The 14,133-nt window shown below is 62.6% G+C and carries 12 protein-coding genes; 3 read left to right on the forward strand and 9 right to left on the reverse strand.

What is annotated here, in order from left to right:
• Positions 1–92: 92 nt before the first annotated feature.
• Positions 93–1,094 (reverse strand): EF-P beta-lysylation protein EpmB, encoded by a 1,002-nt coding sequence (epmB, locus tag QZY07_RS07415; RefSeq protein ID WP_295401214.1) that lies wholly within the window; start codon positions 1,092–1,094, stop codon positions 93–95.
• A gap of 73 nt (positions 1,095–1,167) precedes the next feature.
• Between epmB and efp the strand changes: the two genes are divergently transcribed.
• Positions 1,168–1,740: an elongation factor P gene (gene efp, locus QZY07_RS07420; RefSeq protein WP_295401216.1), complete on the forward strand. Its 573-nt coding sequence runs from the start codon at positions 1,168–1,170 to the stop codon at positions 1,738–1,740.
• 102 nt (positions 1,741–1,842) lie between these two features.
• On the forward strand, positions 1,843–2,823 hold the full coding sequence (epmA, locus tag QZY07_RS07425; RefSeq protein ID WP_295401217.1) for an EF-P lysine aminoacylase EpmA: 981 nt from the start codon (positions 1,843–1,845) through the stop codon (positions 2,821–2,823).
• A gap of 177 nt (positions 2,824–3,000) precedes the next feature.
• Here the strand turns inward: epmA and QZY07_RS07430 are convergent, their stop codons facing one another.
• From QZY07_RS07430 to QZY07_RS07465, 8 genes are all read right to left on the reverse strand, one after another.
• Positions 3,001–4,476 (reverse strand): DUF4139 domain-containing protein, encoded by a 1,476-nt coding sequence (locus QZY07_RS07430; protein ID WP_295401219.1) that lies wholly within the window; start codon positions 4,474–4,476, stop codon positions 3,001–3,003.
• 271 nt (positions 4,477–4,747) lie between these two features.
• On the reverse strand, positions 4,748–7,354 hold the full coding sequence (locus QZY07_RS07435; RefSeq protein WP_295401220.1) for an EAL domain-containing protein: 2,607 nt from the start codon (positions 7,352–7,354) through the stop codon (positions 4,748–4,750).
• Positions 7,355–7,496: 142 nt separating this feature from the next.
• Positions 7,497–8,678 carry a sulfate transporter CysZ gene (cysZ, locus tag QZY07_RS07440; protein ID WP_295401222.1) on the reverse strand — a complete coding sequence of 394 codons (1,182 nt, stop codon included), beginning with the start codon at positions 8,676–8,678 and terminating at the stop codon, positions 7,497–7,499.
• Positions 8,679–8,709: 31 nt separating this feature from the next.
• A complete protein-coding gene (locus tag QZY07_RS07445) occupies positions 8,710–9,006 on the reverse strand; it encodes a hypothetical protein (protein ID WP_295401224.1) in 297 nt (98 codons plus the stop codon).
• A gap of 36 nt (positions 9,007–9,042) precedes the next feature.
• On the reverse strand, positions 9,043–9,225 hold the full coding sequence (locus QZY07_RS07450) for a hypothetical protein (protein ID WP_295401225.1): 183 nt from the start codon (positions 9,223–9,225) through the stop codon (positions 9,043–9,045).
• A 52-nt stretch (positions 9,226–9,277) separates the two neighbouring features.
• Entirely contained in the window at positions 9,278–10,003 is a 726-nt protein-coding gene (locus QZY07_RS07455; RefSeq protein ID WP_295401232.1) for an alpha/beta fold hydrolase, read from the reverse strand.
• Positions 9,994–10,848 (reverse strand): GTP cyclohydrolase FolE2, encoded by an 855-nt coding sequence (gene folE2 / locus QZY07_RS07460; RefSeq protein ID WP_295401227.1) that lies wholly within the window; start codon positions 10,846–10,848, stop codon positions 9,994–9,996. The genes QZY07_RS07455 and folE2 overlap by 10 nt, the downstream gene beginning before the upstream one ends.
• Positions 10,849–11,038: 190 nt before the next feature.
• A complete protein-coding gene (locus QZY07_RS07465; protein ID WP_295401228.1) occupies positions 11,039–12,403 on the reverse strand; it encodes a V-type ATP synthase subunit B in 1,365 nt (454 codons plus the stop codon).
• Between the two features lie 770 nt (positions 12,404–13,173).
• On the opposite strand from QZY07_RS07465, the gene QZY07_RS07470 reads away from it, so the two are divergent.
• Entirely contained in the window at positions 13,174–14,028 is an 855-nt protein-coding gene (locus QZY07_RS07470; RefSeq protein WP_295401230.1) for a DUF4743 domain-containing protein, read from the forward strand.
• Positions 14,029–14,133: the final 105 nt, after the last annotated feature.

Below are 14,133 nucleotides of genomic sequence, written 5' to 3' on the forward strand. Positions count from 1 at the left end.
GATAAATCACGGATGACTGATTATCGGCCTTTGCGCGTGATTTGTGAAAGAGAATAAGGCGCGAGACGCAGGAACGAGAATTCTTCGCCGATTCAGAAGATAGGTATTTTCGAGCCTGCTCCCGGTATTTCGCGAACCAGTCGCGGAACCAGATAACCGGGTAGCTGTTCGCGCAAGGACGCGATCAGCGCGATTGCGCATGGGTCGGTGACCTGGAAATGCGCCGCGCCCGCCACAGGATCGAGCTGATGGAGATAATAGGGCAGGGCGCCGCATTGGAACAGCCGTTCGCTGAGCTGGCGCAGTGTCGTGCTGTCGTCGTTGACCGCCCGCAGCAGGACGCTTTGATTCAGAACGGTGACCCCGGCGCGTCGCAGCCGTTGCACCGCCTGCTCGGCCGCCGGTCCCAACTCATTGGGATGATTGGCATGAATGACCACCACGGGAGTGAGACGCGAGCCGCCGAGGGTGGCGCAGAGCCGTTCCGTTACCCGGTTCGGCAGCACGACCGCGAGTCGGGTATGGATGCGCAGGCGGCGCAGATGCCCGATGCCATCGAGTTCGGCGATGAGCCTCTCAAGCGACCGGTCATCGCGCATCAAGGGGTCGCCGCCGCTCAGGATCGCCTCGGACAGTGACCGGTCCGCCGCAATCCGGGCGAGTGCGGAGGCATCGCGCATCGCTGCGGATCCCATGGCGGCATACGGGAAATGTCTGCGGAAACAATAGCGGCAATGGATCGCGCAGGCGCCGGTGGCGATCAGCAGCGCTCTCCCCGCGTATTTTTGCAGCAGACCGTGACCGCGATCGGCGGCGGCATCGCCGACGGGGTCGTTGACATAGCCGTCGCTTCCCGCCCGTTCGGCGACCCGCGGCAGCACCTGTCGGAGCAGGGGGTCATTGGGATCGCCGGGGCGCATCAGCGCGGCGAATGCGCGCGGCACCAGCAGGCGGAAGGCGAGCGGGGAGGTTCGGTCGAGATCCGGAAAATCCTTGCCATCGAGGCCGAGCGAATCGAGCAGGGCCGCGACCTCGGTGAAGGACGCGGCGAGGGCCTGCTTCCAGGCGGCGGTCTCGCCAGAGGCGATCCGCATGGTATCGGTCTGACAAGCGGCGGGGCTTCGCGTTACCATTGCACGATTGAGTTTCACAGAAAACGAGGATGGCATGGCTTTTTACAGTACCAGTGAATTCAAGGGCGGACTCAAGATCATGCTGGACGGGGATCCGTACAACATCGTCGAGAACGAGTTCGTCAAGCCCGGCAAGGGGCAAGCCTTCAATCGGGTGCGAGTGCGCAATCTGAAGACCGGGCGAACCGTGGAAAAGACCTTCAAGTCGGGCGATACCGTCGAGGCGGCCGACGTCCATGATACGGAGATGCAGTATCTCTACAACGACGGCGAGGAATGGCACTTCATGGATCCCGAGAGCTTCGAGCAGATGACCGCCGATGCGAACGCGGTCGGCGAGGCCGCGAAGTGGATCAAGGATAACGATGTCTGCAAGGTGACCCTCTGGAACGGTGCCCCGCTGGCGGTCGATCCTCCCAATTTCGTGGTCTTGCAGATCGTCGAAACCGATCCGGGCCTCAAGGGCGATACCTCGGGCGGCGGCGGCAAGCCGGCCACGCTGGAGACCGGCGCCGTGGTGCGCGTCCCCTTGTTCGTCCAGTCGGGCGAATCCATCAAGGTCGACACCCGCATCGGAGAATACGTCTCGCGCGTGAAGGACGCCTGAACCGCACCCTGCGGCCATCCCGGGAGCGCCGACAGGGGGGCGGCGCGCGGCATGTCCCTGGGGTAACGATCGCCTGGCGGCTGCGCCGTCCAATTCAGAACAATGCTTCCCGACCATCTCCCGAACGACTGGCGCCCCAGCGCTGCTCTCTCCATGATCCAGGCCCGCGCGGACCTGTTCGCGCGTCTGCGCGCCTTTTTCGCGGCCGCGGGCGTCCTGGAAGTCGAGACGCCGATCCTCTCCCAGGCGGCGGTCACCGATCCGGCGCTGGCCAGTCTGTCCGTCGGCGGCGTTGGGCCGGCGCGCTCGCTGTATCTCCAGACCTCGCCCGAATTCCCGATGAAACGCCTGCTGGCCGCGGGCAGCGGACCCATCTATCAGATCTGCAAGGTCTTCCGCGACGACGAGTGCGGCCGTTTGCACCACCCCGAATTCAGTCTGCTGGAATGGTACCGTCCCGGCTGGGATCCGCGGCGACTCATGGACGAAGTGGCCGCGCTGACGCGCGTGGCGTTGCAACGTCCGACGATGCCCGTCGAACGGATCGCCTATCGCGAGTTGTTCCTGCAACGTCTGCATCTGGACCCTTGGTCCGCGACCGTCGAGGATCTGCGCGGCGCGGCGCTGGCAGCCGGAATCGCCGATGCGGCCAGTCTGGATCTGGACGCGGACGCCTGGCTCGATCTGCTCCTGACCCACTGTCTGGAAGCCGGTCTGGGTCGCGATGGCATGACCTTTCTGGTCGACTATCCGCCTAGTCAGGCGGCGCTGGCCCGGATCCGCCCCGGCACCATCCCGGTTGCCGAGCGTTTCGAGCTGTATCTCGAAGGGGTCGAACTGGCCAACGGCTTTCAAGAACTCACGGATGCCGCCGAGCAGCGGGCGCGTTTTCAGGCCGATCTGGCGCAACGGCGACGCCGGGGACAGCCCGAACCGCCGCTCGACGAACGGCTGCTCGCGGCGCTGGCGGCCGGGATGCCGGAGTGCTCGGGCGTGGCGCTGGGGCTGGACCGGCTGTTGATGATGGCAACCGGCATCGACCGCATCGACGGCGTGCTCGCGTTTCCGGTGGAGCGGGCTTGATCCCTAATACAACAGTCGAACCGCAAAGGCGCAAAGTAAACGAAGCAAAACAAGATGTTGCAGTTCGCACGACATTCATCCCCCGGCGACTGTCGTCATCGATGCCAGATATTGAATCCTTTGCGTTCTTTGTGTTCTTTGCGGTTCGACTGCTCTTTATTCGGTTTACCGCAATTTTTAATGCCGAATTCGCGTCCGCCAGCTCAGCGTCGTTGAACCCTCCGCGGGAATCACGACCTCCCAGGACGCTAGATTGAATGCCTCCTTGGTGTGCGGCTGGCTCTCCTTGACCATCTCCCAATCGCCGGGGATGGTTTCGATCGCCTTGACCGTCACCGCTTCGGGCTTGGCGTTTTTGAGTTCCAGCTCGAAGGCGGCTTCATAGGCATAATCATAGGCCGTGGAGCCGCCCAGCTTCTTGAAGCCGGTCTGTTTGCGGCGCGCGGTGACATCGAAGCTCTCGCCAAGTTTGAGCACCACCGTCTCGTTTTTCGGGGTGTGGTCGATGGCGTCCTCGCCGATGAACTGGGCGTTGCCGCGGCTGTCTTTCGAATAGACCCGAATCACGCCCTTGGGCAGCGGAATCCCCAGACTGCCGTCCCGGTTGACGAACTTCAGCGTGGACGCGACCGGCAGCTTGGTCCAGCCATCCCCGGTTTGCGTCTGGTAGGCGTAGGGTTGTCCCCTGACGATCAACTCCTTGACGAATGGCACCCTGGGCGCCGACAGCAGCGCGACCTGCTTGGTTTGCTGATTCAGAATGTCGGTCGGACGGGGCAGGGTATAGAGATGATATTCCGCCAGACTTTCTTCCTCCGGCATGGGCGCCGCCGCGGGCAGGGCCATCGCGCGCTCCATGCGCGGCATCGGCAGGCTCTCCTGGACCTGATTCACCTCGCCCGCCACCAATTGGACCTGTGCCTTGCGATAGGCGATCCCGCTGTCGTTGGTCAGGGTCACCCAGCCGTTGAGATCCATGGTCTGGCCGTCCGGGGCGAGATCGGCCACATAGTCCGCCTTCCAGGACAGACCGCCGGTCAGATAGGAGAGTTCGAGATCGCCCGTGCCGGCCCGCGCGCTCTCCAGATGCAGTACCAGGGTGGGTTGGTCGCGCAGATTCTCGGGGACATCGGGGAAGGCGAGATGGCCGACCACCGACGTTTCGATACGGTCGTCATAGCGCAGCACCACGCCGTCGTTGACGGCGAGCACGGTGGCCGTCTCGGTGGTCCGCTCGCCGGCGTCGTTGACGCGGATGACTTGGACCGTGCGACCGACGTACTTTTTCAGCAGACTGGTGGGCGTGAGCAGGTCAAAGTCGAAATTCTGTTCCAGCAGGGTCAGGGCGAGTTGCCCCGTGGTGTCCTTGAGCAGGGCCGTCTCGGGGCGGATCCGGACCGAAACGGTGCGCCAGGCGAGGCGGTTTTCGCCGGGCTCCAGCGTGACCTTCCGCTGGTCCTTGATCAGTGCAAGGTCATCGTTATAGATGGTGACGGCCAGTGCCTGCTGGGCGGTGTCGTCGATGCGTTGTTCCTGGTCCATGGCGGTTCCCGCAGTGGAAAAAAGGAGGAGGCTCAGCGCGGTGAGCGAAAGCCCGCGGGCGGTGCGTGAGCGCGGGCGCTGCAATGGGCGGAAGGCGGGTTGTGTCGGCATGTTGGTCTCGCGTGGATTCGTCGCGTTGAAATGGCTTGGGTTGGCGACCCAAAAATCAAGGCTGCGGCCGGGCTCACAGCAATTCTCAGTATGGCCTGATGATGCGAAAAAACCGAACGAATCAGGCGAACGGGGATCTGGTGCCTCAGCGCGTGAAGCCGTTCATGGTTCGAGAGTCTCACCACGAACGGTTTCAGGAGCGGCTTCAGGAGCGGCGTCAGGGACACTCCGGCTCATACAGTAACGTTCAAACCGAAAATTGCGGCCGGGCTCATCTGACCGGGCGTAGCGTCTCGCTAAGGGGCACGAATTTGTTCTGCGTTTGTCGCAGCATCCGGGCTAACCGCACGCCTTCGTGCGCGGCCGCGCGCAGATCCTCGGTGCGGCAGGGTTTCGTCAGATAGCGGAAGACGCCGCCGCGGTTGATGGCGCCGGACGGGATCGCGGTCTCGCTGGCCGCCGAGAGCATGATGCGCACGATGTCCGGAGAGCGTTCGCGGGTTTGCTCCAGCAGGGTGATGCCATCCATCCCGGGCAGGCCGTAGTCGGCAATCAGCAGATAGATCTGCTCGTCGGCCAGAATCTCCCACACCGCCTCCGCGCAATCCACCGCGAAAATCGTCAACCCCTGATTGGCAAGCTGCGCGCTCAGGAGCCGGCGTTGTACCGGGTCATCCTCGACGATCAGCACGCCCTGGGTGGTCAATTTGATCAGCGCGGGTGGCAGGATGGCGCCGGGATCGGCCGCGATCAGACGCGCGAAGTCAGCGGCCGGCATGGGTTTGCCGGTGCGGTATCCCTGCACGAGATCGCAGCCCAGGCGGTGCAGAAGCGCGATCTGGGCATCCGTCTCGACCCCTTCGGCGACCACGCGGATGCCCAGGCCGTGGGCCATGGCGATGGTCGCGCGGACGATCGCCAGGTTGCCCGCGTCCTCGACCAGGTTGTTCACGAAGCCGCGGTCGATCTTGAGGATGTCGACCGGAAAGCTGCTGAGATAGGCGAGGCTGGAATAGCCGGTGCCAAAATCGTCCAGGGCCACGGTGACGCCGAGTTTACGGATGGCGATGAGTTGACGGCGGGCCTTGTCCGGATCGTCCAGCAGCAGGCTTTCCAGCAGCTCGATCTGAAACAGGTGCGGCGCGATCCCGGTCTCGGCCAGCACGGCGGCAATCTCGTCCGGCAGGGTTTCGCTCGCGAATTGCGGCCCGGCGATATTGATGCTCACCTGCTGGGGCGGCAGCGACGCGGCCGACCAGAGACGCATCTGGTTCAGCGCGGCGCGCAGCACCCACTGCCCGACCGGGTGCACCAGGTCGGTGGTCTCGACCAGCGGGATGAAGTCGCCCGGCGAGATCAGCGCGCCGTCCGGGCGGCGCCAACGAATCAGCGCCTCGCCCCCAATGATGCTCGCCGTGGCGAGATCGATCTTCGGTTGATAATAGAGTTCGAACTCGTCCTGTTGCAGCGCCTGACGAAGCTGTTGAAGCAGTTGTAGCCGATGGGTGGAGGAGGACGTCATCTCGGGGGTGTAGAAGGCGATGGATCCCGTGCCGGCTTTCTTGGCCGAATGCAGCGCCGATCCCGCGTCTCTCAGTAATTCGATGGCATCGCGCGCGTCGTCGGGATAGAGCGCGACGCCAATACAGACGGTCATGCAGAGTTCGCTGCCATCGAGCAGCGGGAGCGGCGCGCGCAGACAGTCCTGAAGCCGCCGGGCCTGTTGGGTTGTCCACTCGCGATCGGACGCGTTTTCCAACACGAGGGTGAACACATCCCCGCTGATGCGCGCCACGAGCGTGGCGGGTGGCGCGTTGGCCACGAGCCGACCGGCCAGGGTCTTCAGCACCTGCTCCCAGATCTCATGCCGGTGGGAGTCCATGACGTGTTTGAAGCCGTCCAGATCGAGCGTCAGGACAGCGACGCAGGCATTGGCGAAGCCGGCGAAATTGAGCGTCTGGGTCAGGCGTTTGCGCAGCAGGCGCGCATTGGGCAGATTGGTCAGCTGATCGTGCTCGCTGAGATAGTCGATCTGATGCTGACGGCTCAGGTCGTACCAACTCACCAGCAGCGCATCCTCGTCGTCGAGCGTGACCCGCGACAGGGTGACCTCGACCTGAAAGCGCCCGCCATCGTCTCGCTGGTGCTCCCATTCGAAGCGATGGCTGCCCTGCTGGAGGGTCAGTTCGATCATCTGTCGGGCCTTGACCGCGGAATCCTGACCGTCGGGCTGGAAGGGCGGGGAGAGTTCCGCGGGCGACAAATCGCAGCGACCATCCTCCAGAGTCAGGCCGAGCATGCGCTGGGCCGCCAGGTTCGCGGACACGAAGCGGCCAGCGCGGATGATCAGCATCCCCTCGCTGGCAGACTCGAACAGGGCGCGGTAGCGGGCCTCGCTCTCGCGCAGCGCGCGCTCGACGCGCTTGAGTTCGTCGATATCGTCGACGATCCAGATCACGCCCTTGGATAAATCGGCGGGGACGGCGGGATCGAGCGCCCTGCCCGAGAGCGAGCAGTCAAACGGGCGGCCATCCTGGCGTTTTAGCTGATATTCGACATGCGGTTGTTCGCGGTTTCTCAGCGGCTCGAAGAAGCGCTTGCCGAAGTCGAGGAAACGCTCCTCGGACAGATGCAGCGTCCGGACGCTGAGGCCGATCAACTCTGTCGGATCCCGGTAGCCAAGCATCTCGGCGAGACGGGCGTTCGCGCGGGCAATGACGCGCTCGCCGGTCAGGAGCATGATGCCGACGAAGGCGTTATCGAAGATGGTTTGGAGTTGCGCCTCGCTCTCGCGCAGGCGCGCCTCGGCCGTTTGTTCGCATGAGACAGTCGCGTCCGCCATTGACTCGACGATGTCGTCCGCTCGTTGTTTTTCCATCATCCCCCCGCGTGGCACTTATTTCGTCGGCCTTCGTTCCATTCCGATCCATGCACCCGCGCTCAAAGAGAATCGCCGCCGGCCGGTTGGCGCCGCGCGCGACCAGGAGAATAAGCAATTTCCGGGAAAAAACATACCTAACTTAACCCGTCAGCGTCCGCTTGGCCTCGTTGACCCTCGCGGCCAGATAGTCCGACCCGCCGCGATCCGGATGCAGCCGTTGTATCAGCCGCCGATGCGCGGTCTTGATCTCCTCTGGCCCGGCGTCCGGTGCAATCCCCAGGATGGCGCGCGCCTCATGCCCATCCATGAGGATGGTTTGAGGTTGGGGCGCGGCTTCGGGTCGATGCCGTGGCGGCGGCTCGTCGATCCGATGACCGCGTGCGCGAGACAGATATACCTCCAATGCCTCGGCCGATTCGGCATCGGTGAGATAACAGGTGTGTAGAAGATCCAGCAGATCCTCGGTCGCGGTCTGTTCGAGCGCCTGGCCCTGCAAGGGGCCGGCGAGAATCTCGCCGCCGATCCGTCCCGAGAGATGATCGATCGCCAGCAGGACATAGCGGGTCGCGACCTTGGATTCATGGGGCCCCTGATAGTGGGTCGCATCCTTGAACTCGCGCACCCACATCGCCGTGGCGCCCGCGACCGCGCTCGGCATCAGCAGAAAATTGAGCACGGGGATCATCCCCATGCCCGCCGCCGCGCCGAAGCTCAGACTGAGTGATCGTCGCCCGCGCAGCCGGCGGCGCATCTCGCGGAATTTCAGACCGTGATTGCCCATGGGATAGTCGCTGTACTCGACGACCAGAATCCAGGACGTGTAGAGGAACCACAAAAAGGCCCCAACCACGGGAACGAACAGCAACATCAGAAAGGGAATGGCCCAGAGCAGGGCATAGACAATCTTCCCGAGCTCGTCGAGAAGGGTCGGAATCAATTCCGCGAGCATCCGCGCGCCATCGTTCCCCTGATCCAGTGGCTGGCCGGTCAGGACCAACTCCACCTTTTCGGCCAGCAAACTGTTGAATGGCGAGGCAATCAGGTTGGCGACCAGACTGAAGCCGTAAAACACCAGCACCAGCAGCAGCAGGAGAAAAATTGGCCAGAGGATCCAGTCGAGCCAGCTCAGCCAACTCGGCACGCTGGCTTCCAGGCTCCCCATGAGCCGCTCGAACTGGGTGACGCCGACATAGATGGCGCCGGAGAACACCAGGATGTTGACCAGCAGCGGAATCAGCACGAACCGTCGGAGTCCGGGGCGGGCAATGAGCCGGATGCCCTCGAACAGATAGCCTGCGCCCGAAATGGAGTGGTTAGCCATGAATTGCTTCGCTCTTAGATGAAGGGTTCGCTCACGAAACCGACAAAACCTCGGCGAGAATGTCGGCAATCGCGTCGATCTCCTCGACCACTTGCGCCGGGGCATGGCCTTGGATGGCGAGGTTGCGGATCAGCACCACGAGCGGCGCCATCCGTTCCAGATGGCGCACCGTCTCCCAGCTCATCGCTTCGTCGGCGTGAAACAGCAGTTTATCCCAACCCGCGAAACTGGCCTGCTCGACGAGCGTCGCCCGCAGGCATTCCCAGGCGCCCTGGAGATCGGAGAGGATCGTTTTTTCGTAAGCGGTCGGTTCGGTGAAAAAGTTCATGGTCCCGATGCGATGGCTTGCGCTGGCAAACGCGGCTTAGGCGCGATCCTTGGGGGAGGTCAGCATGCTCAGGAGCGTTGCCGCGAGACTGAAAAACCGGAACAGCACCTTGAATCCCCATTCGGCGATCAGGATACGCGGGTTGTTGTCCTCGTCCTGAAGATACTCAGTGGCCTGTTGACGACGTTCGGCGCGCGGTACGTTGTTATTGCCTTGCATGATCGGGTTTCTCGTCGGTTGGAGGTTCGGCTGTGGAAGCGATCGCGAAAAATTATAAAAGATCGGTTAGACGATCGGGAGATTCCAGCAGCGGATTGTGGCCGACGCCCTCCAAGACCCTCAGATCGGTCGTCGGACGGCGCTCCGCGACCTGGCGCGCGAGGCGCAGAAATTTCCTGTCCTCTCCGCCCACGATCCAGCGCAACTGTCCCGGAAAACGCATCAGATCGTCCCAGGTGCCGGGCATCTCCGCCAGTCCCAGCCGTTCCAGGCAACTCGCCAGACCCTCGGCCCGCTGGCTCAGGCGGCAGGCCCGCTGTCGGGCAAGGACCGAGCGCGACAGATGACCTTGGGTCGCAAAGAGCGGCAGCTTCTCCCAGCCCTGGACGAAGGCATCGATCCCCTGAGTCCGCAGGAGTTGAATCCACCGCCGATCAGCCTCGCGCCGCTGTTCCCGGAGCAGGGGGTCCGTGAGTCCCGGATGGGCGGAAATGATGGTCGCGGCACGGAAGCGCGCCGGGGCGGCCTGGATGAGCCCCAGCGCGAGCCGTCCCCCGAAGGAGTAACCGACCACGCGCTCGATGCTGGTCGGCAGTTCCTGGAGAAGCGCCTGGATCTCGTCGCGAAAGGTGCCGCGTGGGTCTCCCCGGCGGCCGTGACCGGGGAGATCGACCGCTAGCCGGGTGCGATCCTGGCCGGTCAGCGTTCGCCAGTCCTCCGCGCAGCCGGTGAAGCCGTGCAGCAGCAGGCACTCCGGCGAGGGGTCGGTCAGAGCAATGTCCCGGCGACCTTGGCCTCGCGCGTCTTGTCCCGTTCGATCAGGGCATAGGCCGAGTGATTGTGGATGGACTCGAAATTTTCCGCCTCCACGACATAGGCCACGATGCGTGCGTCTTCGTTCAGACGCTGGGCGACGTCGCGCACCATGTCCTCGACAAATTTGGGATTGTTGTAGGCGCGTTCGGTGACAAATTTCTCGTCGGGCCGCTTCAGCAGGCCGAAGAGTTCGGAGGATGCCTCCCGCTCGATCATTTCGATAATCTCTTCGAGCCAGATGAAGCCCTGGGTACGCACCTGGACCGTCACATGGGAGCGTTGATTGTGCGCGCCATAGGCCGAGATTTTTTTGGAACAGGGGCAAAGACTGGTGACCGGAACCAGCACCTTGATTTCCAGGGTCGGCTGACCGTGGCGGATCTCGCCGATAAAGGTGACATCATAGTCGAGCAGGCTTTCGACCCCCGAAACCGGCGCCTTCTTGTTGACGAAATAGGGAAAGCGCATCTCGATATGTCCGGCCTCGGACTCCAGGAGCTGCGACATCTCGGTGAGCATGTCCTTGAAGGAGTCGACGCTGATCTCGCGTTCGTGGTTGTTCAAAATCTGCACGAAGCGCGACATGTGCGTGCCTTTGAAGTCGTGCGGGAGATACACAGACATGTTGAAGGTCGCGACCGTGTGCTGTTCGGCACCGCCGCGCTCGCGCACCCGTACCGGATGGCGGATGTCCTTGATACCGACCTTGTCGATGGCGATGCGGCGGGTATCGGCGCTCCCCTGTACGTCGGCGATATCCGTGCCAGTGAAGGTTGCACGGCAGTTGGGTTCGAGCGCTTGCTCCATGGGTTACTTCCTCGACGGATCGTCAAGCTGTCTATCGTCGCTTAACTGGGGGCTGACGGGTAAAAAAACAGCGTGACAGGGTGTTGTGGAGTGTGTCGGCCGCGCGGACTCTTCGGTCGTTGTGCGCCGTTTCCGGCCATGGCCAAGCAACGGTCGCGGGAACCGACAGAGGCAATCGCCGCTTTGGCGGCTATGCCGCCATGTTCGACAGATCGGCGTCGAGTTTCGGGAAGTATTTGTCGATCAACGCTTCTTTCATCAGCAGTGTCTCGGGCTCGAAGCACTCGGCCAGGGTCTGCCAGCAGAGATCCAGGGCCTTTTCGAGCGGTAGACTGATCTCGATGTTCATGAAGCGCTTGCGGAAGAGTTGTCCGAACTTGAGCAATTGGAGATCGAAATCCGACAGATCGAAGGCCATTGCCTGTTTCTGTTCGGCATCCCGGGCGCTGGAATAGAAGCGGATCATGGTGTTCATGATCTGGCCGTGGTCCTCGCGGGTGACCTTGCCGATCACATGCTGTTTCAGACGCGACAGCGAACCGAAGGGATCCAGCTCGCCATTGTGCAGATAGAACTGACCCTCGGTGATATAGCCAGTGTTGTCCGGCACCGGATGGGTCACGTCGTCGCCGGGCATGGTGGTGACGGCGAGGATGGTCAGCGAGCCGCCATCTGTATAGTCGGCGGCCTTTTCGTAGCGGCGCGCCAGTTGCGAATAGAGATCGCCCATGTAGCCGCGATTGGATGGCACCGCTTCCATGGCGATGCCGACCTCTTTCATGGCGTCGGCATAGGCGGTCATGTCGGTGAGCAGCACCAGTACCCGCTTGCCTTCCTCCACCGCGAACTTCTCGGCCACCGCGAGCGCCATGTCCGGCACCAGCAGACGTTCGACGACCGGATCGGAGGCCAGGTTGACGAACATCACGGTGCGGGCGAAGACGCCGGCGTCCTCGAAGCGGCGCAGAAAAAAATGGTAGTCGTCGAAGATGAGTCCCAGCCCGCCGAAGACCACGATGTCCGCATCGGCCTGGATGCCGATGCGCGCCAGCAGTTGGTTGTAAGGTTCACCCGCGACCGAGAAGATCGGAATCTTCTGGCTCTCCACCAGCGAGTTGAAGATGTCGATCATGGGCACGTCGGTGCGGATCATCTTGGAGGCAAGCAGCCGCCGCACCGGATTCACCGAGGGACCGCCGATCGGAATTTTGGGATCCTGCGACAGGTCAGGGCCGTTATCCAGCGGTCCGCCATCGCCACGGAACACGCGACCCAGAATATTCGACGAGTAGGTGACCCGCATCGGATGCCCGAGGAAGCGCACCGAAGCCTCGGTTGACAGGCCCTTGGTCCCGGCGAAGACTTGCAGGGAGACCATGTCGCGATCCAGCTTGATCGCGCGCGCGAGCGATGTGAATCCGCCTGGATCCTCGACCAGCGCCAGATCGTCGAACGCGACTCGCGTCCGCTCGTTCGCCGAGGGCGGCACGCGAACCTTCAAAATGTCCCCGACGATTTCCAGTACCTTGGAGTAGCGGGCTAGGGTTTGAGCCAATGTGCCGAACCTCGGAAAGAATCTCTGAGGGCATTGTATACATTGGCGGAGAAGTCGGACAATAGATCTCATGGCGGTCGGCGATGTGCTCGAATCCTGTTCAGGCATGGACCGAGAGAAGTCGGACCTGAACCTTGCTCTCTTCTTTAGAAACGAGACGGATGAAAGATGCGAATACTTGCGATGATTTCCGGTTGGATCCTGGTGCTGGCCGTTACCTCGATCAGCGCGCAGGAGGTGGTCACGGTTAGTGATCGGCCGACGAAGCCAGTCGACTCTGCCAGCGCTGACCCGGTTGGGGCTCAGGAAACCCGCGAGACGGGCGGCGACCGGTCTTCAGTCGAACTCCCCGCTCGCGTAAACAATCCAGTCACGGCCAAACCCGGTGTTGAGCCGCCGATGCCTGAGTCGGTTCAGACGGGTAACGAGATTCCCCTGGATCCCACGCGCATGGGATCCGTTCCGACAGGGTATGGATCCGGGGCGGCGCTGATGCAACCCAGTCCGGATCCGCTCATGGCACCGCGTCAGAAAAGTTCTCCGACTCGGCTGACATCCCGCCTGATGACGTCTAAACGATCGCTTCTCACGACCCGTCTCGGCAGCCCGGCAAAGGGATCGAAGGAACCGACCGTTCGCCAGAAGGGGCTCCGGAGCACATTGGACGATTGATCCGCAAAGAAGACGGTTGGCGCGATCGCCCAGCGTATCGATAGAGATTTCTTGATGACTGCATCCCGTCACTCCTCCGATTTCAATGAGTTGGTGCAATGAGTTTCCTTGACAAGATTCGCGCCTGCAACACTTGGAATCCGCGCGATTTCCGGCCCTTTCTGCTGGACGGCGAACGGATCGGCAGTCTCCGTCCGGGCGCCGTCGAGCAGTTCCGGCGTTGGCCAGCTCAGTTCCAAGTAGCAACCGATGCGGTGTACTGGTCCGGCGCACCCGCCGATTTCGCGGGACGGACCGCTGTGCTGGCGGAGGTGGTCCAATGTCTGGCGGAGGAGGGGGTGGTCAGTCATCTCCATGGCGAGCCGTATCCGGTCACCGCCGGACATCGGGAGCAGGCGCGGTGTCTGATCGATCGGGCTGCCGCGCCTTTTTTTGGGATGCGCGCGTTCGGACAACATCTGAATGGCTTTGTCCGAACCCCGCGCGGGATCGAGATGTGGATCGGTCGACGCTCGGCGAGCCGTCGGCTTTACCCCCGGTGTCTCGATCATCTGGTCGCTGGCGGCCTTCCCAATGGGCTGACCCTGTCCGAGAATCTTCGCAAGGAGTGCGCGGAAGAGGCGGGGATGTCCGCCGAGCTGGCCGACCGGGCCGTGGCGGTCGGTGCCGTGACCTATTGCCGGGATTCGGAACGGGGTCTGAAACCCGATGTCATGTATTGCTACGATCTGGAGTTGCCCGAGGATTTCGCGCCCCGCTGCACGGATGGCGAGGTGGAGACCTTCTACCGCCTGCCCGTCGAGGAAGTGCGCGATCTGGTCCGCGACACGGGGGAATTCAAGCTCAATTGCAATCTGGTGATTATCGATTTTCTGATCCGTCATGGCCTCCTTGCGCAGAGCGATCCGGAGTATCTGACGATACTCCGGGGACTGCGCGCGGATTTGCCCTAGTGCTTCGCTGCTCAAGTTCCGAGACCGGGGCCTCCCCGTGGTCGTTGTCGTTGTCGTTGTCGAAATATTCGCCATGTCGAGACCGCGACAACGACAACGACAACG

The organism is uncultured Thiocystis sp. (assembly GCF_903866365.1).
Lineage (GTDB): Bacteria > Pseudomonadota > Gammaproteobacteria > Chromatiales > Chromatiaceae > Chromatium.